This is a genomic window from Streptomyces graminilatus (genome assembly GCF_001418565.1).
In the GTDB taxonomy this organism is placed as follows: Bacteria; Actinomycetota; Actinomycetes; order Streptomycetales; family Streptomycetaceae; genus Streptomyces; species Streptomyces graminilatus.
Genome location: NZ_LIQQ01000121.1, coordinates 1 through 22,725 on the forward strand (window position 1 = coordinate 1; position 22,725 = coordinate 22,725).

The following is a 22,725-nucleotide window of genomic DNA, read 5'->3' on the forward strand; positions in this document are numbered from 1 at the left end:
GCGCAGTTCCCCGCGCCCCTGTCGGGGCGCGTTCCGCGCCACCTCCCCGCGCCATCTCCCGCGCGCGGCTCCCTCCGGCCGCCGCCCCCGTGCCGGTCTACGACTTGCGGCGGGGCTTGCCCTGGCGGGTGCCGGTGCTCTTGCCGGTGCCGCCGTTGCGGGCGCCCCGGGCTGTGGACCTTCCGGCTGCGGGCTTGCGGGCCGGGTTCTGGGTGCTCGTGCGCTTCTTGGACTTCGGCTGTTGGTCCGTCTTCGGTTCCTCGCGGCGGCCGCGTGAGCTGTTGACGGTGCGGCCCCGGACGATGCCGATGAAGTCCTCGACCAGATCGGTCGTGCGCTCCTCCGGCCAGGACAGCGCCACCTGGGACGCGGGCGCGTCGGTCACCGGGCGGTAGGTGAGGTCCTTGCGGTGGTGGAGGCGGGCCAGGGACTGGGGGACGACGAGGACGCCGATCCCGGCGGCGACCAGCTCGATGGCGTCCTCCGTGGTCGCGGGGCGCTCGATCGCGGGGAGGCCCGGGAGGCTCTCCCAGGCGAGGGTGTCGTCGAGGGGGTGCAGCACGATGTCGTCGGCGAGGTCCTCGGCGGTCACCTCCTCGACGGCGGCCACGACATGGTCCTTGGGGACCACGACCACGGAGGTCTCCGTGTAGAGGGGGATCGCGCTGAGCACCGTACGGTCGACCGGGAGGCGTACGAGGCCGGCGTCGGCGTCGCCGGCCAGCAGCAGGGCGTGCGCCTCGGCGGTGGACACCTGGAGCAGAGTCAGGGGGACGTCGGTTCGCCGCTCGTTCCAGATCCGCACCCACTTGGCGGGGATCACTCCCGGGACGTACGCGAGCCGGAACGCGGGGGAATCTTCCGAGCCAGTCACCGCGCCAGGCTACCTGGCCGTGGTCGGCACTTGTTCATACGCTCGATACCCTTGACACCATGACGACGCAGCAGACCTCCCAGACCATGAAGCCCGCGACCGCGGCGAAGAAGCTGGGTGTGTACCTCCAGGCCACTCCCGCAGAGTTCCAGGAGGGTGTCGTCACGCGCGCCGAGCTGACCGCGTTGCAGGCCGACCCGCCGGCCTGGCTGCGCGACCTGCGCCGCGACGGCCCGCACCCCCGTCCGGTGGTCGCGTCGAAGCTGGGCGTCTCCATCGCGGGCCTCGCCCGCGGCGGGGTCACCGAGGCCCTCACCACCGAGCAGATCGACACCCTGAAGCAGGAAGCCCCCGACTGGCTCAAGCACGAGCGCTCCGTGCAGGTCGACGTCCGCAAGGAAGCGGCCCGCGTCAAGGAGCTGCACCAGGAGCAGCAGGAGAAGCGGGCCGGCCAGGCGAACCAGGGCAGGTAGCCACGGCGGGCCGGGGCGGGCCGGAGCCTTCGGGACATCCGCCCGGGCCACTGCCGGGCCACCCACGCCCGACATGCGCGCGGCCCCCGGGTCGCCGAACATTGTCTCTGCCGTGCGGCAAGCGCTGTGCCGACGAGAAATGAGAGGTGCGGTGGCCATGGACGCTTTCCGGCCGCTGCTCTTCGACGAGGTCGAGAAGCTGCTCGCCGGACCGACCACCGGGGACCTGCCGCGGCTGGTCGAGGAGTACGGGGTGCTGCGCCAGCTCCTGGAGGGCACAGCCGCCGGGGTGGTCGTCCTCGACACGGAACTGCGCTTCCAGTACGTCAATCCGCACATGGTCGAGATCAGCGGCCTGTCGGCGGCGGAGCTCCTGGGGCGGACCCTGGCCGAGGCATCGCCGCAGGTCGACCGGCCGGAGAGCGTGCTGCGGGCGGTACTGCACGACGGGCAGCCCCGTGAGCTGGTGGGGACGGGGCACACGCGCGCGGACATGCCCTTCACCCGGCGCGCCTGGCACGCCACCTATCACCGGCTCCAGGACGAACAGGGCCGGGTGCTCGGTCTCGCCGGGATCTTCCTGGAGATCAGCGCCCCGCAGCAGCACGTGGACGAGCTGGAGCGCGCGCACCGCCGGATGACCCTGCTGGACACGGCCACCGCGCGCATCGGCACCACCTCGGACGTACAGGCGACCTGCGTCGAGCTGGCCCAGTTCATGGTGCCGGACCTGGCGGACGCGGCCGGTGTCGAGCTGAACCTCCAGGTGAAGGCCGGTCCGCACCGGCCGCCTCCGGGAGTGCTGCGGCTGCGCCGGGCGGCCCTCGCGGCGGTCCCCGGTATCAAGGACGCCATGCTGGCCCTGGCCGGTCTCGGCGACACCGTGGACTATCCGCCGGGCACGGAGATACGGGCGTGTCTGGACGCGGGCCTTCCCTGGCTGAGCAACGGCGTCTCCGAGCAGGAGTGGCCGGCGGGGGGCGGGCGGGCGGACCGATCCGCTTCAGCCTCCGCCTCCTCCCACCGGAGCATCGGCGTCCACTCGGTCCTCGTGCTGCCCCTGATCGCGGGACGCCGTCCGCTGGGCACCCTGTCGCTCGTACGCGCGTTCAATGCCCAGGGCTTCACCGTCGACGATGTCTCGGTGGCCCTGGAAGTGGCGCAGCGGGCGGCCCGCGCCCTGGAGCGCGCCACCCTGCACACCCGCGAGCACAGCATGGCCCTGGAGCTCCAGCACGCCCTGCTCACCGACACCGGCGCGCCGTCCGACCCGCACTCGCCGACCGCGTTCCGCTATCTGCCCGCCGACGACGTGGCCCTCATCGGAGGCGACTGGTTCGACTCCCTACCTCTGCCCGACGGCCGGAATCTGCTGGTCATCGGGGATGTCATGGGGCACGGCGTCGAGGCCGCCGTCGCGATGAGCCACTACCGCTCCGCGCTGCGCGCCCTGGCCATGGCGGGCCTTCCCCCGCATCTGGTGCTCACGCACGCCGACCGCACGGTGGCCGACTCGGGGTTCGACCGGGTCGCCTCCTGTCTGCTGGCCCTGGAGGATCCCGCCCACCGGACGGTGTCCTACGCGAACGCCGGCCATCTCCCGCCCGTCTTCCTCCACCCGGACGGCACGGTCGGTCTCGTCGAGGTCCCGGCGGGCCCGCCCCTGGGCACCGGATTCGGCAGCTATACGACGCTCACCCGCCCGACGGTTCCGGGCGGTGTGCTCCTGCTCTACACGGACGGGCTGGTGGAGCGGCGCGGCGAGGACATCGACGTGTCACTGCGCCGCCTCACCCGGCTGCGGCTGTCCCCGCGGGCCTCCCTGGACATCATCCTCGACGAGGTCCTGGCCCAGCTCGCGGACGCCCCCGCCGAGGACGACATCGCCGTCCTCGCGGCCCGCTCCCGGGCGACCTGACCGGCGCGACGGCGGGGGCGAGGGCGCCACCCCTGGTGAAGGGTGACGCCCCCGAAGTCACGCTCTGCCGTTACTCGGCGGCGGGTGCTACCCGGCGGACTCCCCCGCCGTGGGCCGCCGCGAGGCCGCCATCGCGTCGTCCACGTCCGTCAGGGGGCGCAGCCGGTAGGTGTACGAGTAGTCGCGGTCGGCGAAGAGCTTGTACTCGTCGTGGGTGTGGGCGCCCCAGCTGTTGTCGCCGCCGACGCCCATCTGGCGGTGGCTCAGGCGCAGGACGACCTCGGCGCGCGGGGTGAGCTGGTAGTCGTGGCGGGCCCCGACGGACAGGTCCTCCGGGGTGAAGTGCGAGGCGTTGACCTCCAGGAGGGGTTCGGCCGAGACCAGCAGGCCGGAGCCCTTGCGGTCGGTGAGGGCGATCCAGCGGACGTCGGTCTTGTTGCCGTTCTCCTGCGGGCGCAGATAGCCGCTCCACTGCCCGGCGACGGTGCCGGAGTACAGGCCCACGTCGGTGGCGTTGTTGCGGTCCCAGTGGTTCTCCTCGGGGCCGCGCCCGTAGTAGTGCAGCCTGTCCAGACGGCCGGGCAGGAGGAGCAGGTTGCCGACCTCCGGGATGTACGGGAGCGAACCGGCCCCGGGGTGGAAGGTGTTGTCGACCTTGATCTCGCCGTTGCCGAAGACGGTGTAGGTGATGGTGTACGTCGATGACGGTGTCGTGGGCAGGGTGCCCTCGATCCTGATCTCCACCGCGCGGTCGCGCAGGGCGCGGACGCTCACGCCGGTCACCGCGCGCCGGGTGCCCGCGTCGCGCCAGACCTCGTTGCGGGTGTGCTGGCCGTTGCCCCGGTCGTTGTCGGTGGGCGCCCGCCAGAAGTTCGGGGTGGGCCCGGAGGCGAGCAGTCGGGCGCCGCCCGCCTTGTACGACGTGATGGTGCCGGTCGCCTTGTCGACGGTGACCGAGAAGTCCTTGCCCTTGACGGTGACCGCCGCGTCGCGGTTCTCGTACCGGAGCGTCGGGACGCTGGTCAGTGGCCTGGGCGCGATGGCGGGGCTGCCCGTGTCCAGGGCGAGTTGCTGCCGGGCCACCTCGAAGCCGGCCTTGGCCCACTTCGTGGACTCCCGGGTGGTGAAGGACAGTTGGAGGAAGTACTCGGCGCCCGGCGCGGGGTCCTTCGGCAGTTCGACGGGCACGGTGACCGTCTTGGTGGACAGTGGCGGCACGTCGAGCTGGGCCCGGGTCAGACTGCCGCGCCGGACCACCTCGCCGTCGGCGACCAGTTCCCAGCGTCCGTCGAATTCGCGGAGGTTGGTGAAGAGGTACTCGTTGGTGAGGGTGACGGCGCCCGTCGTCGCACCCGAACTCATCTGCACCGCCTGGTAGATCCGCTTGACCTCGGCGGACTTGCCGGTGAGTCCGCGGTCGGCGGTGACGATGCCGTCGCCGGAGAACGCCCCGTCGTTGGGGTTGTCGCCCCAGTCCCCGCCGTAGGCGTAGAACGTCTTGTCGCGGGGCTTCTTCTCGGTGAGGCCGACATCGGCCGCGTCGAACCAGAACCGGACGCCTTCGTCGCCGGGGCCACGGGTGTCGGAGGCCAGTTCGGTGGCGCTCAGCGCGCGGGCGTACACACGGGCCCGCCGGATGGTGCCGCTGAACTCGCGGGTGGGGTTGTCGATGTCGGTGGCCAGGGAGAGGGACGCGGTGTTGTTGTCAGGCCGCCGGGTGGTGGTACTGGTGGCCCGCACCACGCCGTCGACGTGGAGGGTCAGCCGGCCCGCCGCCGCGTCGAAGACTCCGGCGACGTGGTGTTCCTTGCCGGTCCAGTCGTCGGGCAGCGCCCACCACGCGCTGACCCACTGGCCGCCGCCGTAGATGAAGAACTCCAGGCCGCTGTCCGACTGCTTCAGGGCGTACTGGGTGTCGCCCTTGGCGATGATCGGCTGGTGGTAGCCGAGGAAGTGCGGGGTGATCCACGCCTCCAGGGTCAGGGAGCCGGTGAGGTCGAGGCTCTCGTCGCGGGCGAAGACGGTGCCCCCGGAGACGCCCTTGTCGCGGGTGAAGGTGCCGGCGGGGGCGATGATCTCGCCGCGGAGCGCGGCGGGCCCGGTCTCGGTGAACAGTTTGCGTGCCGGGGTGGGCCAGCTCAGGGCCTGGTCGACGAAGTCCCAGATCCAGCCGCCCTGGAGGACCGGGTACCGGCGCACGAGGTCCCAGTACTTCTGGAAGTTGCCGCTGGAGTTCCCCATCGCGTGGGAGTACTCGATCATCACGTACGGCCGGGTGTCGCGGGTGTCCTTCGCGCGCTGCTCGACGCGGGCGGGACTGTCGTACATCTCGGAGCGGATGTCGCTGATCCCGGGGCGGTCGTCGCCCTCGTACTGGATGACGCGGGTGGTGTCGTAGGAGCGGATCCAGTCGTGCATGGCGGTGAACGTGCTGCCGCCGCCCGCCTCGTTGCCGAGGGACCAGATGACGACACAGGCGTGGTTCTTGTCGCGGTGGACCATGTTCTGGGCGCGGGCCACGCATGCCGTGGTCCACTCGGCGTGGTTTCCGGGGTACTCGCCACGGATGCCGTGGGTTTCGAGGTTGGTCTCGTCCACGAGGTACAGGCCGTACTCGTCGGCGAGCTCCAGCCACATCGGGTTGTTCGGGTAGTGCGAGGTGCGGACGGTGTTGATGTTCAGCCGTTTGATGATGCCGATGTCCTCGACCATGTCCGCGCGGGTGAGGGCGGAACCATGGACAGGGTGCATCTCGTGCCGGTTGGTGCCCCGGAAGGAGACCGGCCGGCCGTTGATGCGCATCAGCCCGTCCTTGAGGGCGAATTCGCGCAGGCCTACGCGGTGGGAGAGGGTCTCGACCACCTGGCCGGCGGGGTCGCGCAGGCGGAGAACGGCCGTGTAGAGGTTGGGGTGTTCGGCCGACCACAGGCGCGGCGCGGGCACGGCCTTCGACGCGGTTACGGACTTCTCCTCGCCGGCGCCGAGCGTGACGGTCTGCTGGAGCGGACGCGGCCACACCGGGTGTCCGCCCGCGTCGTACAGCTGGGTCTCGACGGAGTACTGGCCGGCGCCCTTGCCGCCGTAGTCCCGGACGTTCGCGGTGACCGACAGTTCGGCCGCCTTGTAGTCGTCGCTCAGCAGGGTGTCGAGGCGGAAGTCGCGCACACGTACGGCGGGGGTGGAGTAGAGGTAGACCGAGCGGAAGATGCCGCTCAGCCGGATCATGTCCTGGTCCTCCATCCAGTCGCCGTCGGAGAAGCGGTAGACCTCCACGGCTATCTGGTTGGTGCCGGGCTTCAGGTGCGGGGTGATGTCGTACTCGGAGGGGTCGTAGGAGTCCTCGTGGTAGCCGACCAGCGTCCCGTTGATCCATACGTAGTGGGCCGACTTGACGCCCTCGAAGTGCAGGAAGGTGCGCCGTCCCGACCAGTCGCGCGGGAGGGTGAAGGTGCGGCGGTACTGGCCCACGGGGTTGTGCACGGTCGGGGCGGCCGGTGGCCGCACGTCCTCGCCCCGGCCGTTGGCGCCCCACCAGGGGTAGTCGCTGTTGATGTAGATCGGGCTGTCGTACCCGTGCAGTTGCCAGACCGAGGGGACGGGGATGGTGTCCCAGCCCCGGTCGTCGAGGTCGGTGCGGTGGAAGTCGGTGTCCCGGTCGTCGGGGCGGTCGGCGTAGGCGAACTTCCAGGTGCCGTCGAGGCTCAGCCGGTACGGCGAGCGGGTGCGGTCCGCGGTGAGGGCCTGGGCGAGGGTCGCGTACGGCATCAGCGTGGTGTGCGCGGGTTCGGTGCCGACGCGGAAGACGTCGATGTGGCCGTTCCACTCGGGGGTGGCGTCGGCCGGGTCCGCTGCGGCCGCCTGATGGGCGGCGGCCGATCCGGACAGGGCGAGCGCGCCGAGTACGGCGGCTCCTCCCTCCAGAAGACGGCGGCGGCTGACGGCGAACTCGTGGGGGTACGGCATGCCTGGCCTTCCTCGGTACGACAGTGCGCGCTGTACGGACTGAGGGTGCGTCAGATGTTGTTCGTTACTGTTGACAAACCGACCCGGAATCCGGCAGCGCTGTGGTCATCGGTGACGGCTCAACTCACCTGGGCGGTGCGGGAGTTGCAATTGGGTCAGCACACAGCTGCTGGTGACAGTGGGAGCTGCCGAGCCAGGCTCACCCTAGGACTTCGAACACAGCCGAAGCAATAATCCTGTCGGACTCTGTTGGTTCCTGATGGCTCGTCATGTCCTGTCCTGGACCGGTTCGTTGCCTGGACGCCCTTCGTCAGGCGGGCGCCGCGTCCCACCGCACGTGCAGGGTGGCCGGCTTGCGGAAGACCAGGCCGCTCACCGTGGCGGAGTGCACCGGATCGAGGCGCAGGCCGGGCAGGCGTTCCAGGAGGCGGTGGAGGGCGATACGGGTCTCCAGCCGGGCGAGATGCGCGGCGAGGCAGTGGTGGGGGCCGTGGGCGAAGGCCAGTTGGAGGCGGGCGTTCGCACGGCGGACGTCGAACCGGTCGGGGTCGGGGAAGACGGCGGGGTCGCGGTTGGCGCCGGTCAGGGAGACGGTGACGAGGTCGCCTCGGCGGATCTCGGCCGGGCCGAGGACGGTGTCCCGGGTGGCGTAGCGGTCCACGACGGCGGCGCCGGGTTCGAGGCGCAGAGACTCCTCGATCGCGCCGTCCAGGAGGTCGAAGTCGGCTCGTACGAGGGCGAGTTGGGCGGGGTTCCGGAACAGGTGGAGCAGCGCGTTGGCGATCATCGCCTCGGTGGTCTCGATGCCCCCGAACATCAGGACGGCGGCATTGGAGGCCACCTCGGGCACGGTCAGCCGTTCGGCGGCGGTGCCGAGGAGGGAGGCGGTGTCCCGGTCGGCGACGGTGGCTTCCACGGCGGCCCTGAGCCGCGCGTAGGCGTCGGTGCCCGCGGGGCTCGCCATATGTCCGGCGGTGATGTCGGAGACCGACTTCACGATGGCGTCGTACCAGGTGAGCACCGTGTCGGCGGTGGTGCCGGTGAGCCCGAGCGCCTCGGTGACGACGGCGACCGCGAGGGGTCCGGCGAAGGCGCGCCGCAGGTCGGCGGCGCCGATCGGCGGGAGTGCGGTGATGAGGCGGTCGGTCTCGCGTTCGATGCAGGCGGCGAAGCCCTCGTGGACAGCCCTCGGGCGGAAGGGCGCGTTGAAGGGTTCACGGTGGCGGGTGTGCCGGTCCCCGTCGAGGGAGAGCATGCTGGGGCCGACGACCTGGGCGGTGGAGAAGCGGGGGTCATCGACGGTGAAGGTCGCGGCGTCCCGCATCACGCTCAGGGCGAGGTCGCGCCGGGTCACCAGCCAGCCGTTCAACTCGGGCAGCCAGGACACGGGTTCGTGCTCGCGCAGCAGTGCGAGCCGCGGATGCGGGTCGTCGGCGAGTTCGGCGAGGGTGGTGGCGGCGCCGAGCGGGCAGCCCTCGACGAGGCGGGGTGTCGTCCCGTCCGGTGTTGTGCCGTTCGGTGTCATCCGGTGCGAACTCTTTCTGCGGCACCTTTGTGCCTGTCGGGGGACCGCCCGGCTCTCGAAGAGCCGGGCGGCTGTGTGCGCGGGGGGAGAACCCGGTCAGCTCACGAGGCCGGCGCTCTTGAGCCATTCCTTGGCGACCGTGCTGGAGTCCTCCTTGTCGTCGACGAGCTTCTTCATCATCTCCAGCAGGTCGGCGGTGGTGAGCTTCGCCGAGACACCGTTGAGCGCCGCCTTGGCCGTGTCGTTGACCGCCGACTTGTAGACCAGGGGCGTGACGTTCTGCGAGGAGAAGAGGTGCTTCGGGTCCTCGAGGACCACCAGCTTGTCCTCCACGATGGCCGGGTCGGTGGTGTAGAGGTTGGCGGCCTGCACCTGGTTCGACTTGAGGAGCTTCACCAGGGTGGTCTGGGCGCCCGCGTCCAGCGGCTGGAACTTGCCGAACTCGACACCGTAGACCGAGTTCAGGCCGATCCAGCCCTGGGTGCGGGTCTTGAACTCGGAACCGGCGCCGAGGGTCAGGTTCTTGGCCACCGACTTGAGGTCGGCGAGGGTCTTGAGCTTGTACTTGGCGGCGGTCTCGGCGGTGACGGACACCGAGTCCTTGTCCTCGGCCGCTGCCGAGTCGAGGATCTCCACCGACGCGGGGAGCTTCGCCTTCAGGTCGGCGTTGACCTGTTCCGTGCTGGTCGCGGTGCTCTTCTTGTCGACCGCCACCGACAGCAGGGCGCCGTTGTACTCCGGGAAGACGCCGATGCCGCCCTTGACGATCTGGTCGTAGTAGACCTCGCGGGCGCCGATGTCGAACTTCCGCGTCACCTTCAGACCCTTGGCCTCCAGGGCCTGGGCGTAGATCTCGGCGAGCAACTGGTTCTCGGGGAAGTTCGCCGAGCCGACGACGATGGTCTTGCCCTTGCCGCCGCTGTCGCCGCTGTCGCCCGTCAGCGGGTTGCTGTCGCTGTCACTGCCGCCGCCGCAAGCGGTGAGCGAGAGGGCGGCGATCAGGCCGAACGCGGCACCGCGGTAGATGCGTCGGGTGGTGCTCATGGGGTGTTTCCTTTCTTGGAGCCCGCAGGCTCGGCAACTCTGAGGACGAGGAGAATCGAGGACGAGGAGATTCAGGGCTTCGACGCCGGCGCCAGAAGGCCCGGCGAGACGATGACGCGCCGCAGCGCGGTGAACGCGACCTGGACGACGAGTGCCAGTGCGACGACGACGGTCGAGCCGCCGATGACCAGTTGGTAGTCGTTGCGGGAGAGCCCGTCGACGATGAACCGGCCGAGGCCCCCGAGTCCGGGGTAGGCGGCCACGGTCGCGGTGGCCACGACCTGGATCGCGGCCACCCGCAGCCCGAGGAGGATCAGCGGCAGCGCCATCGGCACCTCCACCCGCAGCAGGACCTCCCACTCGGTCATCCCGACCCCGCGCGCCGCGTCCCTGGTGTCGGGGTCGACACCCCGGACGCCCTCGAAGGTGTTGATGAGGATCGGCGGGATCGCCAGGGCGACCAGGGCGATCAGTACGGGCGTCGTGCTGAGCCCGGCGACGGTGACGACGAGGACCACCAGACCGAAGGTGGGGATCGCCCGCGCCAGGTTCGCCACGCTGGCCACGGCGAACGACCCCCGGCCGGTGTGCCCGACGAGCAGCCCGAGGGTCAGCCCGATGAGGGCGGCGAAGAACAGGGACAGACCGCTGTAGACGAGGTGCTGGGCGAGCCGGTGGGGGATTCCGTCGTCGCCGTGCCACTGGGCCGGGGACGTCAGCCAGTCGGCCACGAGCCGGATCTGGTTCAGGAAGTCGTTCATGCGGCCGTCACCTTGCTCCGGGACCACGGGGTCAGCAGCCGCTGCGCGAGGACCAGGAGCGCGTCGGTGGCGAGTGCGAGCAGCATGATCAGGGCGATCGCGGTGATGATCGGGGTCGGGAAGTCGAGTTGGAGACCCCGGGTGATGTAGTACCCGAGTCCGCCCTGACCGATCAGCTGCCCCACCGCCACCAGGCTGATGGAGGACACGGCCGCGACCCGGACACCGGCGATGACGACGGGCACGGCGATCGGCAGTTCGACCTGGACGACCCGTCGTATGGCGCCGAATCCCATCGCGGTGGCCGCGAGCCGGACCGGTTCGGGGACCGACGCCAGGCCGTCCACGACGTTGGGCACCAGCACCGACAGCGTGTAGAGGGTCAGCGGGATGATCACCGTGCGCTCGGTGAGCCCCGTGTAGCGGACGAAGATCATGAACAGGGCCAGCGAGGGGATCGAGTACAGGACGTTGGACACCGTCAGCGAAGGCGGGTACAGCCAGCGGTAGCGGTGGCAGAGGATGCCGAGCGGTACGGAGATGATCAGCCCGAACAGCACCGGCAGCAGCCCGAGTCTGAGGTGGATGGCCGTGTAGGAGGCCAGTTCACCGGCGTGGTCGCCGATCCACTGCCACCGGATCAGCGGCTCGTTGTCACTCATCCGATCCCACCGCCCGCTCCGTCCGCCACGACCGCACCGACCGCATCCGCGTCCGTCCCGGCGGTGTCGGCCGGCCCGGCGGACAGCTCGTGGGCGTCCGCGACTCCGACGACCGCGCCGTGCGTGTCCACGCCCACCGCCAGGCGGGCGGGCGAGAGCAACGCCGAGTCGAGGGCGGCCCGTGCGGAGTCGCCGACGAGGCTGAAGGTGTGGCCGAGCGGTGCCAGCGGTACGTCCGCCAGCGTGCCGCCCTCCGGCAGGCCGGCGACCGAGGCCCAGCCGAGCGGCCGACGGCCGGCGTCGACGACCAGCACCCAGGGCTCGCCCACCGCCCGGGCCGACGCCACCGATGAGGCCACCGGCAGCACCGGGCCGTCCCGCAGCGGCACATCGGCCGCGTTGACGAAGGACAGGCGGCGAATGCCCCGGTCGTGCCCCACGAACCCGGCGACGAAGTCGTCGGCGGGATCGGCGAGCAGTCGTTCAGGGGTGTCGAACTGCGCGAGTTTGCCACCGGTACGGAAGACGGCGATCTTGTCGCCGAGTTTGATCGCCTCGTCGATGTCATGGGTGACGAACACGATCGTCTTGTGCAGTTCCTTCTGGAGCCGGATGAACTCCGCCTGCAACTCCGCCCGGACGATCGGGTCGACCGCGCTGAACGGCTCGTCCATCAGCAGCACGGGCGGGTCGGCGCCCAGCGCCCTGGCCACCCCGACACGCTGCTGCTGTCCGCCGGAGAGCTGGTTCGGATAGCGCTTGGCCATCTCGCTCGGCAGCCCGACCAGCTCCAGCAGTTCCGCCGCCCGTGCCCGCGCCTTCTTCCGGCTCCAGCCCAGCAGCAGCGGAACGGTGGCGATGTTGTCGAGGATGGTGCGGTGCGGGAACAGTCCCGCGTGCTGGATCACGTATCCGATGCCACGGCGCAGCTCCGGGGCGTTGACCTCGCGGATGTCCTTGCCGCGCAGGCTCACCGTCCCGGCCGTGGGCTCGACCATGCGGTTGACCATGCGCAGGGTGGTGGTCTTGCCGCAGCCCGAGGGACCGACCAGAACCGTGAGACCGCCCTCGGCCAACTCCAGCGACAGGTGGTCCACCGCCGTAGTCCCGTTTGGATAGTTTTTGCTCACCGCGTCGAATCTGATCAAAGCTGCCCCTTACCTGACTGCATATAGTCATGCAGGGTTATCTGCTGCTGAATGACAGTCAATGCCCATCTGTGAATGGCGCGTTACATTCACACGAAATCAGGCCAAGATGTCCGAATTACGAGGATAGGCAGGCATGAAACCGGTCTGGTTCACCTTTTTGAACGGCTCGGACATCGAGCAGCTGGAGCTGACCGACGCCGAGATCCTCGAAGCCGTCGAGGACGGACTGCGCGCCCAGGGACAGGGCGAGACGGTGATCGAACCGCGCGTCCACCTCGTGCCCGACGCCGCGTTCGACGGCCATTTCAACGTGCTGCGCGGCTATGTCGCGCCGCTCTCGCTGGCCGGGGTCAAGATCGTGGGCGACTTCGTCGGCAACTACAAGTCGGGGCTGCCCTCGGAGATGGCGCTGCTCAACCTCTTCGACCCGCGCACCGGAATGCCCGTGGCCGTGGTCGACGCGACCGCCCTCACCGAGATGCGCACCGGCGCGCTCACCGCGCTCGGGGCACGCCATCTGGCCCGCCCGGACTCCGGGGTGCTCGGCCACATCGGCGCCCGCGCCACCTCGTACTGGAACGTCCGTCTTCTGGACCGGCTCTTCGACCTGACCGAGATCCGCGTCCACTCGCGCCGCCCGGAGAGCCGCGAGGCCTTCGCCGCGCGCCTGGAGCGGGACCTGGGCAAGCCGGTCGTCGTCACGGAGGACTGGCAGAGCTGTGTGGAGGGCGCGGACATCGTGGTGGAGGCTTCCCGCCTCGAACGTCCGGAGCCGCTGCTGAGGACCGAGTGGATCACCCCAGGCGCCCTGGTCGTGCCCTACGGGACGAACAGCGCGGTGGAGCTCGGCCTCACGGACATCATGGACAAGATCGTCGTCGACGACTGGGGCCAGGCACACGCCGGACCGTTCGGCGCGCTGCGCGCCCACGTGGACTCGGGCAGGCTCAACAGAACCAATCTGCATGGGGAGTTGGGGGAGATCGTCGCGGGCCGCAAGCCCGGCCGGGAGAGCCCCGAGGAGACGAACCTGTTCTGGCACCGGGGCCTCTCCCTCTCCGACATCGCGCTGGGCGCAGCCATGCTGAGGAAGGCCGAGGAGCGCGGCCTCGGCCAGAAACTCCGCTTCTCATGACGGATCCCGGCACGGGCACCGGCATCCCGGAGGTCGTCGTCGACGGGCGGACACTGTCGTACGACGATGTCGTCGCCGTCGCCCGCCACGGCGCCCGAGTCGCCCTCGCGGACGAGGTGTCGCCCCGGCTGGAGCGCGAACGGGCCGTCGTCGAGGACATCGTCGACCGCCAGGTGCCGACGTACGGTCTGACGACGGGACTCGGCACCCGCTCCTCGTACGCCCTGCCGCGCGCCGAACTGGCCGAGTTCAGCGTCCGTACGGTACGCGGACGGGCCAACGCGGTCGGCGCTCCGCTGCCGGTCCCCGTCGTCCGCGCCGCCGTCCTCGCCCGGGTGAACGGCATCGCGGGCGGCGGCAGCGGGGTGCGACCGGAGATCCCCGGGCTGCTCGTGGCGATGCTCAACGCGCGCGTGCATCCCGTGATCCCCGAGACGGGGTCGATCGGCGCCTCCGATCTGTGCCAGCTCGCGCATGTCGGCCTGGTCGTCATCGGCGAGGGGCGCGCCGAGTTCGGCGGGGAGGTGCTGGACGGCGCCACGGCGCTGCGGCGGGCCGGTCTGGCGCCGGCCGCGCTCGGGCCCAAGGACGGGCATGTGCTGTGCAGCGCGAGCCCGCTGGCGGCCGGGCTGGGCGCGCTCGCGCTGCACGAGGCCACCGCGCTCCTCGCACTGGCCCAGGCGGTCACGGCGCTGACCTACGAGGGTTTCCGGGCGAACACGAGTCCGCTCGACGCCCGGGTACTGGGTCTGCGCCCCGCCCCCGGCCAGTCCCGTGCCACGCGCGAACTGCTCGCCCTCCTCGCCGGGGGTGAGCTGGGCGATCCGCGCAACGCCCGGCGGGTCCAGGACCCCGTCAGCCTGCGCTGTGCCGCACAGGTGCACGGCGCCGCGTACGCGGCCCTGGACTTCGCGGGCGCCGCGCTGGATCCGGAACTGAACGGCTGCGGCGACAACCCGGTGGTGCTGCCCGACAGCGGTGAGATCCTCTCCTCCGGCAACTTCCACACCCCGGCGCTGGCGCTCGCCCTCGACACGCTCGCGCTGGCCCTGACCCAGACCGCGGCGGTCTCCGCCGAGCGGATGCGCCGGCTGCTCGACCCCGCCGTCAGCGGACTGCCGGCGAACCTCTCGCCGTACGGCCCGGAGCGCTCGGGCTTCGCGCCCCTGACCAAGACCGCGCAGGCACTGGTCGCCGAGATCCGCATGCTGTCCGTGCCGGTGTCCACCGATCCCCGGCACGGCGCGGACGCCGTCGAGGACGACTCGACCAACGCGGCGCTCGGCGCCCGGCGGCTGGCCACGATCCTCGCCCGGCTGCGGCCGCTGCTCGCCGTGGAGGCGGTGGTCGCCGCGCAGGCGGTTGACCTGGCGGGCCCCGCCTCCCTGGGCCATGGCCCCCGGCTGCTGCACCGGGCGATCCGGGCGGCCGTGCCCCGGCTGGAGGACGACCGGCCCTGCGGGGTGGACGTGGAGGCGGTGAGTGACGGCATCCTTGGGTCCGACGACGTCCGGGGCGCACTGCGCGCGCTGCTGGAAGAATCGTCAGTCCCGGCGGGAGGAACGTCATGACCAGCGTCGACGTGCACCAGCATCTGTGGACCCCACCGCTGCTGGCGGCCCTGCGGGCGCGCCGCGAGCCGCCGTTCCTCGACGGCTGGACCCTGTATCTGCGCGGTGAGCCGCCCTACGAGATCCCGCCCGCCGATCACGACATCGCCGGCCGTGCGGAACTCGCCGCCGCCGACGGTCTCGGCCGGGTGCTCGTCTCGCTGTCCGCCCCGATCGGCGTGGAGTGGCTGCCCGGCGCCGAGGCCCGGCCGCTGCTGGACGCCTATCACGACGGATCGGCCGCCCTTCCGAAACCTTTCGACGCCTGGGCCGCCGCCTGCGTGCGGGACATCGACGCCAACGCGACGGCCAAGGACCTCGACCGGGGGTTCGCCGGTCTCCAGCTCCCGGCGAACGCCCTTGCCGACGCCGCCGGTTACGCGCGCTGCGCCCCGCTCCTGGACCTGCTCGAAGAGCGTGACCTGCCGCTGTTCGTGCACCCGGGACCGGCGGCGGGCGAACCTGCGGGGCCGGGCTGGTGGCCCGCGATGGTCCCGTACGTCCAGCAGATGCACTCCGCCTGGTTCGCCTTCCGCGCCTTCGGCCGGCCCCGCCATCCGCACTTGCGCGTGTGCTTCGCCCTGCTGGCCGGGCTCGCCCCGCTGCACGGGGAGCGTTTCGCCGCCCGGGGCGACGGCGCGGACGGAGAAGCGGACCCGGACGTCTTCGTCGACACCTCGTCCTACGGTCCCCGCGCGGTCGACGCGATCGTTCGCGTCCTCGGCGCCGACGCCGTCGTCCAGGGCTCGGACCGGCCCTACGCGGAGCCCCCGCTGCACCCCGGATTCGGCCTGGGCGGAGCGGCGGCGTACGCCTTCCGTATCGCCAATCCACGGCGGCTGCTCACCGGACGGGACGACCGTCGAAAGCTTTTGATCTGAAAAGCGAATGCTGCGAAGGATACGAGAGGTATTGACGCCCGCCGCGCGCCTCCTAGTATCCAAGTTGCCCGAAGACACGACCCGCGTTCGACATGACGAACATCGAGAGCCCGGCTTCCGCACCACCGCCCGCCCTACCCCGCACACCTCTTAGCCCCCAGACAAGAGGAGCGCCCGCATGTCATGGCTACATCAACCTCGCACGCGCCGGAACGCGCTGACCGCAGCGAGCGGCCTGGTCGTGGGAGCGGCCCTGCCCGCAGCGGTATCCACGTCCGCGTCCGCGCGATCCCTCCCGGCCGCCGGGCAGTACGCGAACCCCGTGCTCTGGCAGGACTTCGCTGACATCGACGTCATCCGCGTCGGCGACACGTACTACTACTCGGCGTCGACGATGCACTACTCCCCCGGGGCGCCGATCCTCCGCTCGTACGACCTGGTGAACTGGGAGTTCGCCGGTCACTCGGTGCCGGTCCTGGACTTCGGGGCCAAGTACGACCTGAACGGCGCCCGGGGCTACGTCCGGGGCATCTGGGCGTCGTCGCTCGCCTACCGCCCGAGCAACCGCACCTTCTACTGGCTCGGCCAGATCGACTTCGCCCGCACCTACGTGTACACGGCGACCGGTGTCGAGGGTCCCTGGAGCAGACTCACGACGCTCAACACGTCCTACTACGACGCGGGGTTGCTCGTCGACACCGACGACACGATGTACGTGGCGTACGGCAACGGCACCATCAGCGTGGCCCAGCTCTCGCCGGACGGCCGTACGCAGGTCCGGGCGCAGCAGGTGTTCAGCACGCCCTCGAACATCGGCACCCTGGAGGGTTCCCGCTTCTACCGGATCAACGGGAACCACTACATCTTCGTGACCCGCCCGGCCAACGGCCAGTACGTCCTGAAGTCGACGAGCGGCCCCTTCGGCCCGTACACCCTGCGTCAGGTCCTCCTCGATCTGCCCGGACCGGTCGCCGGTGGCGGTGTCCCGCACCAGGGCGGACTCGTGCAGACGCAGAGCGGGTCCTGGCACTACCTGGCCTTCGTGGACGCCTTCCCCGGCGGCCGGATCCCCGTGCTGGCGCCGGTCAGTTGGACCTCGGACGGCTGGCCCGTCGTACAGCTCGCCAACGGCAGGTGGGGGTCGTCGTATCCCAGCCCGGTCGTCCCGGCGCCCACGCGGCAGGTGACCCCGATGACGGGCGTCGACACCTTCGACGGTACGACGCTCAAGCCGAAGTGGGAGTGGAACCACAACCCGGACAACACCAAGTGGTCGGTCGGCAACGGGCTGACTCTACGAACCGCGACCGTCACCAACGACCTGTACTGGGCCCGCAACACCCTCACACACCGCATCCAGGGCCCCACTTCGACGGCCACCGTCCAGCTCGACTACTCGGCGATGCGGGACGGGGACCGCGCGGGGCTCGCTCTGCTGCGGGACTCCTCCGCCTGGATCGGCGTTCGGCGTGACGGTGGCGCGACCCGGGTGGTGATGGTCAACGGGCTGACCATGGACGGCAATTGGAACACCACCGGTACCGGTACGGAGGCCGCGGGCGCCGGTGTCTCCGGTGGCCGCGTCTGGTTGCGCGCCACCGCCGACATCCGGCCCGGATCACCGCGCCCGGGAACGTTCTCCTACAGCACCGACGGCGTCAACTTCACGCGTCTGGGGCCCTCTTTCACCATGGGCAACAACTGGCAGTTCTTCATGGGGTACCGCTTCGCCATCTTCAACCACGCCACCCAGGCACTCGGCGGCTCGGTCCGCGTCGCACGGTTCGAGCTGTCCACGCCCTGATCGCGCCGGGGTGCCGGGTCCTACGGCCTGGCGCCCCCGCTCACCTCACGTTCGCGCAGACCGAGCGGGTCGACGACCTCGCGCAGCAGCCGCAGTTCGGTCTCGTCGGGCAGTCGGGTCTCGGGGGCGCCGGTCGCGTCGAGCGCGAAGCCGGTGTTCGTGTGGACCTCCTGGGGGGTGACGCCGGGATGCAGCGAGCGCACGCGCAGGCGCCCGTCGTCGCCGTAGTCGAGGACCGCGAGGTTGGTGATCACCACGCCCAGGTGGTGGAAGCGCAGCCCCTTGACGCCCCGCGCACGGTCGTTGCCCACCCCGCAGACCACGTCGACCTTCTCGACGAAGACCTTCGGGGTGTGCCGGGCCACCCAGTAGTCGGTGCGGTGGTTGGCCGTGTTGCCCGGAGCGCCGCGCACACCGATGAGCTGCCGGGTGGGCCGGCGCCAGTCGCCGATCAGGGAGATGTTCTGGTTGCCGTACCGGTCGATCTGGCTGGCCCCCATCATGCTCTGGCGCCGGCCACTGGCGACGATGTCGAAGACCCGGCGGTACGGCACCCAGCCCTCGACGACGCCCCCGTCCGCCGCTGTTCGGCCGAGCGGTGGCGGGTCGCTCATGAAGTAGGCCTCGCCGTCGGTCAGCACCAGGTCCGGGCTGGTGGTCAGACGGGCGAGGCGCGCTCCGACCGAGGGCAGCACACCGGCCGTGTGCGCGAGCACCTCCCCGGCGTCGCGCCACACATCGGCACAGGCCACGGCGCACACTTCCGCGCGGGTGATCTCCGTCATCGGCTCTTCTCCTGTCCCTCGCGGTTGGCGTGGAACTCCGCCACGGCCTCGTGGTACGCCTGTTCGTCGCCGTCGAGGAACGTCTTGCGGAACAGCCGCCAGGAGTCGGTGTCCCGCGCCGCCGACGCGTAGTGCGCCTGGAAGGCCTCGTCCCGTCCGTAGTCGGGGTCGCAGGAGGTGAAGTGGGCGCCACGGGGGGTCTCGATCACCCCGTTGACGAAGAGGCGGCTGATCAGCAGTGACTGGGCGGGTCCGGCGGTGAGCAGATCCTGCGGCTCCACGATCCGCTCGGTGCTCACGTAGCAGCGGTCGGCCGCCATCGCGAACAGGTCGTCGAAGTACGGATCGGGGCCCAGGTACTGGGCGTTGCCCGTCCGGTCGGCGCGGTTGACGTGCACCAGGGCGATATCCAGCCGCAGGGCCCGCATCGCGACGTACTCCTCGTCGGCGTACGGCGAGGCGATCGTCACCAGGTCCGGGTTCATCGTGAGAACGTCGGAGCCGAGGCCCGCGCGGGTGGGCAGGAAGGACAGGCGGCTCGCGGCGGCCCGCAGGCCGGTGACGAACATGCCCTCGTCGTACTCGGCGGTCTCCACGGCGCCCTGTTCCCGTACCGCGCGGAAGTGCGGGTCGAGGGCGATGCTGTCCAGCGACACGAAGCCGTAGACGAGCTTGCGGACCCGCCCGGCGGCGCACAGCAGCCCCACGTCCGGACCGCCGAACGTGACGACGGTCAGGTCACGCACACCGGTGCGCAGGAGTTGGCGTACGAGTGCCATCGGTTTGCGTCGCGATCCCCACCCGCCGATCCCGATCGTCATGCCCGACTCGACGGCGCCGGCGAAGTCCTCCAGGGACATCGACTTGTCACCCACGGACCGCTCCCTCCCACGCTCTCACCCATACGGAGTCTTACCTAGCAAACAATTGTTAGGTTACGTTGGCTCGACCGACAACCCCTCGGCAGCCGGGCCCGGGGAATCGTCCCCACCCCGGCGAGCAGCGCGCGAAGGAGAAAAGGAGCCCCGGTATGAGCGCCTCCACCAGCCCGGTCCATCCCGCCCGCCCTCTCCATCCCGCCCTGCACACGGCGCTGTGCGACCTGGTCGGCGTCCGCTACCCGATCGTGCAGACCGGCATGGGGTATGTGTCGGGCCCCGAGCTGACGGCGGCCACGGCGGCGGCGGGCGGGCTCGGCATCCTGGCGAGCGCGACGCTCACCCTGGACGAGACCCGGGACGCCGTCCGTGCCGTCCGGGAGCGCACCGACGCGCCGTTCGGGGTGAACATGCGCGGCGACTCCCCCGACGTCCTGGAGCGCGGGCGCCTCCTGGTGCGCGAGGGCGTGAAGATCGCGTCCTTCGCGCTCGCGCCGCACGAACGCGTCGTCCGCGAGCTGAAGGACTCGGGGCTGATCGTCATCCCGTCCGTCGGCGCCCGCCGCCATGCCGAGAAGGTCCAGGCGTGGGGTGTGGACGCGGTCGTCGTGCAGGGCGGTGAGGGCGGCGGACACACCGGGGGCGTACCCACCTCGATCCTGCTCCCCCAGGTCGTGGACGCCGTCGGCATACCGGTCATCGCGGCCGGCGGGTTCCGTGACGGGCGGGGACTGGTGGCCGCGCTCGCCCAGGGTGCCGTGGGCATCGCGATGGGCACGCGGTTCCTGCTGACCAGCGACAGCACGGTGCGCGACTCGGTCAAGGCCGAGTATCTCGGGCGGGGCGTCAACGACACCGTGGTCACCCCCGTCCTCGACGGCATCCCCCAGCGCGTACTGCGCACCGACGCGGTGGAACGGCTGCTGCGGGAGCGGGCACCCGCGCGGCTCGTCCGTTCGCTGCGGCACGCCGTCGCGTTCCGGAAGGTCTCCGGCACGTCGTGGTCCGACCTGGTCCGCGAGGGACTGGCGATGCGGCGCGGGCATGAACTGGGCTGGTCCCAGGTCGTGATGGCGGCGAACACCCCGATGATGCTGCGCGCGAGCATGGTCGACGGCCGGACCGACCTGGGCACCCTCGCCTCCGGCCAGGTCGCCGGTGTCATCGACGACCTGCCCAGTTGCGCCGAACTCGTCGAACGCGTCATCGCGGAGGCCGACGCCGTCCTCACCCGCCTGACGACCGCCGGAGCAAAACCGTGAATGCGGCCAACAGCGGCCGGGCCGACCTCGCCGCGATCCGGCCCCGCGACCGTGACCGCGACACAGGAGGACCCATGGGCTATGAGTTCGTCAAGGCCGGCGTCGACGCACGCGGCATCGCCGAGGTCGTCGTCGACTGTCCTCCGGTCAACGCCCTGCCGGTGGCGGGCTGGTACCAGTTGGCGGAGACCGTCGAACAGCTCGGCCGCGACCCGGCTGTACGGGTGGTGGTGCTGCGTGCCGAGGGCCGTGGTTTCAACGCCGGTGTCGACATCAAGGAGTTGACGGCCGACACCGGCCACACCGCGGTGATCGCGGTGAACCGTGGCTGCTTCGCCGCGTTCGCAGCGGTCTACGACTGTGCGGTGCCGGTCGTGACAGCGGTCCATGGTTTCTGTCTGGGCGGCGGGATCGGTCTGGTCGGCAACTCGGACGTGATCGTGGCGGCCGAGGACGCCTACTTCGGGCTGCCGGAGGTGGACCGGGGCGCGCTGGGCGCCGCGACGCACCTGTCCCGTCTCGTCCCGCAGCACCGCGCCAGAGCGATGATGTACACCTGTGCCACCGCGTCCGCCGCCGAGCTGCACGCCTTCGGTTCGGTGCTCGACGTCGTACCGGCCGGCCGACTGCGGGACCGGGCCCTGGAGATAGCCGCCGACATCGCCGGGAAGAACCCGGCGGTGATCCGTGCGGCCAAGGAGGCCTTCAACGGCATCGACCTGTGGGACGTCAAGCGCAGTTACCGCTACGAACAGGGCTTCACCTTCGAGATCAACCTGTCGGGCGTCGCCGCCGAGGTCCGCGACACCTTCGGCGGCCGTACGGACGGGGAGGGGTGAGCCATGGATCTCACCTGGAGTGCGGAGGACGAGGCGTTCCGGCAGGAGGCCCGGGAGTGGCTCGCGGCGAACGTCCCGGCGGACCCGCTGCCGTCCGGTGACACCCGCGAGGGGTTCGCCGCCCATCTGGAGTGGGAGCGCGCCCTGTTCGAGGCGCGCTGGTCGGTGGTGTCCTGGCCCGAGGCGTACGGCGGCCGGGACGCGTCCCTGTGGCAGTGGCTGGTCTTCGAGGACGAGTACCACCGGGCCGGGGCGCCCGCCCGGGTCACCCAGAACGGGATCTTCCTGCTGGCCCCGACCGTCTTCGCGTTCGGTACGCATGAGCAGCAGCGGCGCATTCTGCCGAGGATGGCCGCCGCCCAGGATCTGTGGGCACAGGGCTGGTCCGAGCCCGGCGCGGGCAGCGACCTCGCGGCCATCCGCAGCCGGGCGGTCCGGGACGAGGGGGCCGGTGGCTGGCGCCTGACCGGCCAGAAGACCTGGACGACCCGAGGCGCCTTCTGCACCCACCTCTTCGGGCTCTTCCGTACGGATCCGGAGGCGGAGCGTCATCGAGGCCTCACCTATTTCCTCGTTCCGTTGGACGCTCCCGGGGTCACGGTCCGTGGTTTCGAACGCCTCGACGGCGACGAGGGGTTCGCCGAGGTCTTCCTCGACGACGTCCTCGTGCCCGATGCCGATGTGCTCGGCGGGGTCGGGGAGGGCTGGCGGGTGGCGATGGCGACGACCGGGTCCGAGCGCGGGCTGACCCTGCGTTCCCCCGGCCGCTTCCTGCACACCGCCGACCGGCTGCTCGACCTGGCGCGGACAAAGGAGGCGCAGGGGGCGGAGGGGGTGGGGGTGCATCGGGACCGGGTCGTGCAGTCGTGGATCGAGGCCCAGGCGTACGAGCTGTTCACCCTGGAACAGGTCACGTCGATCGTCGAAGGGCGGGAGATCGGCGCCGAGTCCAGCCTGAACAAGCTGTTCTGGTCCCAGCTCGACATCGCCCTGCACGAGACAGCCGCCGAACTGCTCGGGCCGGAGGCGGAGATCGACGCCCCCTGGAGCCGAGGCTTCCTCTTCTCCCTCGCGGGCCCCATCTACGCGGGCACGAACGAGATCCAGCGCAACATCGTCGCCGAGCGGCTGCTCGGCCTGCCGAGGAGGTGACCGGGAGC

18 protein-coding genes are annotated in these 22,725 nt (G+C 70.9%); 9 read left to right on the forward strand and 9 right to left on the reverse strand.

The window, feature by feature from the left end:
* Positions 1-97: 97 nt before the first annotated feature.
* A complete protein-coding gene (locus AOK08_RS11470) occupies positions 98-874 on the reverse strand; it encodes a LysR substrate-binding domain-containing protein (RefSeq protein WP_055525389.1) in 777 nt (258 codons plus the stop codon).
* Positions 875-933: 59 nt separating this feature from the next.
* Here AOK08_RS11470 and AOK08_RS11475 point away from each other — a divergent pair, with 59 nt between their 5' ends.
* Positions 934-1,347, forward strand: a complete 414-nt coding sequence (locus tag AOK08_RS11475; RefSeq protein ID WP_055525390.1) for a DUF5997 family protein — start codon at positions 934-936, stop codon at positions 1,345-1,347.
* A gap of 157 nt (positions 1,348-1,504) precedes the next feature.
* Positions 1,505-3,265: a SpoIIE family protein phosphatase gene (locus AOK08_RS11480; protein ID WP_079053979.1), complete on the forward strand. Its 1,761-nt coding sequence runs from the start codon at positions 1,505-1,507 to the stop codon at positions 3,263-3,265.
* Positions 3,266-3,352: 87 nt separating this feature from the next.
* Here the strand turns inward: AOK08_RS11480 and AOK08_RS11485 are convergent, their stop codons facing one another.
* The 6 genes from AOK08_RS11485 to AOK08_RS11510 form a co-directional block, all read right to left on the reverse strand.
* Positions 3,353-7,228 (reverse strand): glycoside hydrolase family 2 TIM barrel-domain containing protein, encoded by a 3,876-nt coding sequence (locus tag AOK08_RS11485; RefSeq protein WP_055525391.1) that lies wholly within the window; start codon positions 7,226-7,228, stop codon positions 3,353-3,355.
* 310 nt (positions 7,229-7,538) lie between these two features.
* Positions 7,539-8,753 carry a cytochrome P450 gene (locus AOK08_RS11490; protein WP_055525392.1) on the reverse strand — a complete coding sequence of 405 codons (1,215 nt, stop codon included), beginning with the start codon at positions 8,751-8,753 and terminating at the stop codon, positions 7,539-7,541.
* A 96-nt stretch (positions 8,754-8,849) separates the two neighbouring features.
* Positions 8,850-9,797 carry a glycine betaine ABC transporter substrate-binding protein gene (locus AOK08_RS11495; protein WP_241826919.1) on the reverse strand — a complete coding sequence of 316 codons (948 nt, stop codon included), beginning with the start codon at positions 9,795-9,797 and terminating at the stop codon, positions 8,850-8,852.
* Between the two features lie 71 nt (positions 9,798-9,868).
* On the reverse strand, positions 9,869-10,558 hold the full coding sequence (locus AOK08_RS11500) for an ABC transporter permease (protein ID WP_055525393.1): 690 nt from the start codon (positions 10,556-10,558) through the stop codon (positions 9,869-9,871).
* A complete protein-coding gene (locus AOK08_RS11505; protein WP_055525394.1) occupies positions 10,555-11,220 on the reverse strand; it encodes an ABC transporter permease in 666 nt (221 codons plus the stop codon). The genes AOK08_RS11500 and AOK08_RS11505 overlap by 4 nt, the downstream gene beginning before the upstream one ends.
* Positions 11,217-12,368, reverse strand: a complete 1,152-nt coding sequence (locus AOK08_RS11510; RefSeq protein ID WP_055525395.1) for an ABC transporter ATP-binding protein — start codon at positions 12,366-12,368, stop codon at positions 11,217-11,219. The genes AOK08_RS11505 and AOK08_RS11510 overlap by 4 nt, the downstream gene beginning before the upstream one ends.
* 136 nt (positions 12,369-12,504) lie before the next feature.
* On the opposite strand from AOK08_RS11510, the gene AOK08_RS11515 reads away from it, so the two are divergent.
* From AOK08_RS11515 to AOK08_RS11530, 4 genes are all read left to right on the forward strand, one after another.
* Positions 12,505-13,506 (forward strand): ornithine cyclodeaminase family protein, encoded by a 1,002-nt coding sequence (locus tag AOK08_RS11515; protein ID WP_055525396.1) that lies wholly within the window; start codon positions 12,505-12,507, stop codon positions 13,504-13,506.
* Positions 13,503-15,077 carry an aromatic amino acid lyase gene (locus tag AOK08_RS11520; RefSeq protein ID WP_055525397.1) on the forward strand — a complete coding sequence of 525 codons (1,575 nt, stop codon included), beginning with the start codon at positions 13,503-13,505 and terminating at the stop codon, positions 15,075-15,077. Before AOK08_RS11515 ends, AOK08_RS11520 begins: the two co-directional genes overlap by 4 nt.
* Positions 15,074-15,997 carry an amidohydrolase family protein gene (locus AOK08_RS11525; RefSeq protein WP_055525398.1) on the forward strand — a complete coding sequence of 308 codons (924 nt, stop codon included), beginning with the start codon at positions 15,074-15,076 and terminating at the stop codon, positions 15,995-15,997. Before AOK08_RS11520 ends, AOK08_RS11525 begins: the two co-directional genes overlap by 4 nt.
* Before the next feature lie 178 nt (positions 15,998-16,175).
* Positions 16,176-17,801, forward strand: a complete 1,626-nt coding sequence (locus AOK08_RS11530) for a glycoside hydrolase family 43 protein (protein WP_055525399.1) — start codon at positions 16,176-16,178, stop codon at positions 17,799-17,801.
* 20 nt (positions 17,802-17,821) lie between these two features.
* Here AOK08_RS11530 and AOK08_RS11535 read toward each other — a convergent pair whose 3' ends face one another.
* Positions 17,822-18,586 (reverse strand): CoA-transferase subunit beta, encoded by a 765-nt coding sequence (locus tag AOK08_RS11535; protein ID WP_055525400.1) that lies wholly within the window; start codon positions 18,584-18,586, stop codon positions 17,822-17,824.
* Positions 18,583-19,461 (reverse strand): CoA transferase subunit A, encoded by an 879-nt coding sequence (locus AOK08_RS11540; RefSeq protein ID WP_055525401.1) that lies wholly within the window; start codon positions 19,459-19,461, stop codon positions 18,583-18,585. Before AOK08_RS11540 ends, AOK08_RS11535 begins: the two co-directional genes overlap by 4 nt.
* Before the next feature lie 155 nt (positions 19,462-19,616).
* Between AOK08_RS11540 and AOK08_RS11545 the strand changes: the two genes are divergently transcribed.
* The 3 genes from AOK08_RS11545 to AOK08_RS11555 all read left to right on the forward strand — a co-directional run bounded on the left by AOK08_RS11545 (position 19,617) and on the right by AOK08_RS11555 (position 22,717).
* On the forward strand, positions 19,617-20,726 hold the full coding sequence (locus AOK08_RS11545; protein ID WP_055525402.1) for an NAD(P)H-dependent flavin oxidoreductase: 1,110 nt from the start codon (positions 19,617-19,619) through the stop codon (positions 20,724-20,726).
* 74 nt (positions 20,727-20,800) lie between these two features.
* The gene (locus AOK08_RS11550) at positions 20,801-21,565 is read left to right on the forward strand and encodes an enoyl-CoA hydratase family protein (protein WP_055525434.1); all 765 of its coding nucleotides are present in this window, start codon (positions 20,801-20,803) and stop codon (positions 21,563-21,565) included.
* A gap of 3 nt (positions 21,566-21,568) precedes the next feature.
* On the forward strand, positions 21,569-22,717 hold the full coding sequence (locus AOK08_RS11555) for an acyl-CoA dehydrogenase family protein (protein WP_055525403.1): 1,149 nt from the start codon (positions 21,569-21,571) through the stop codon (positions 22,715-22,717).
* Positions 22,718-22,725 lie beyond the last annotated feature (8 nt).

Bases quoted from the DNA above. Each gene is read 5' to 3' on its own strand.
- AOK08_RS11515 (WP_055525396.1), top strand. From the start codon at position 12,505: ATGAAACCGGTCTGGTTCACCTTTTTGAACGGCTCGGACATCGAGCAG.
- AOK08_RS11545 (WP_055525402.1), top strand. From the start codon at position 19,617: ATGAGCGCCTCCACCAGCCCGGTCCATCCCGCCCGCCCTCTCCATCCC.
- AOK08_RS11480 (WP_079053979.1), top strand. From the start codon at position 1,505: ATGGACGCTTTCCGGCCGCTGCTCTTCGACGAGGTCGAGAAGCTGCTC.
- AOK08_RS11490 (WP_055525392.1), bottom strand. From the start codon at position 8,753: ATGACACCGAACGGCACAACACCGGACGGGACGACACCCCGCCTCGTC.
- AOK08_RS11525 (WP_055525398.1), top strand. From the start codon at position 15,074: ATGACCAGCGTCGACGTGCACCAGCATCTGTGGACCCCACCGCTGCTG.
- AOK08_RS11520 (WP_055525397.1), top strand. From the start codon at position 13,503: ATGACGGATCCCGGCACGGGCACCGGCATCCCGGAGGTCGTCGTCGAC.
- AOK08_RS11530 (WP_055525399.1), top strand. From the start codon at position 16,176: ATGTCATGGCTACATCAACCTCGCACGCGCCGGAACGCGCTGACCGCA.
- AOK08_RS11505 (WP_055525394.1), bottom strand. From the start codon at position 11,220: ATGAGTGACAACGAGCCGCTGATCCGGTGGCAGTGGATCGGCGACCAC.
- AOK08_RS11550 (WP_055525434.1), top strand. From the start codon at position 20,801: ATGGGCTATGAGTTCGTCAAGGCCGGCGTCGACGCACGCGGCATCGCC.
- AOK08_RS11535 (WP_055525400.1), bottom strand. From the start codon at position 18,586: ATGACGGAGATCACCCGCGCGGAAGTGTGCGCCGTGGCCTGTGCCGAT.
- AOK08_RS11555 (WP_055525403.1), top strand. From the start codon at position 21,569: ATGGATCTCACCTGGAGTGCGGAGGACGAGGCGTTCCGGCAGGAGGCC.
- AOK08_RS11495 (WP_241826919.1), bottom strand. From the start codon at position 9,797: ATGAGCACCACCCGACGCATCTACCGCGGTGCCGCGTTCGGCCTGATC.
- AOK08_RS11475 (WP_055525390.1), top strand. From the start codon at position 934: ATGACGACGCAGCAGACCTCCCAGACCATGAAGCCCGCGACCGCGGCG.
- AOK08_RS11485 (WP_055525391.1), bottom strand. From the start codon at position 7,228: ATGCCGTACCCCCACGAGTTCGCCGTCAGCCGCCGCCGTCTTCTGGAG.
- AOK08_RS11500 (WP_055525393.1), bottom strand. From the start codon at position 10,558: ATGAACGACTTCCTGAACCAGATCCGGCTCGTGGCCGACTGGCTGACG.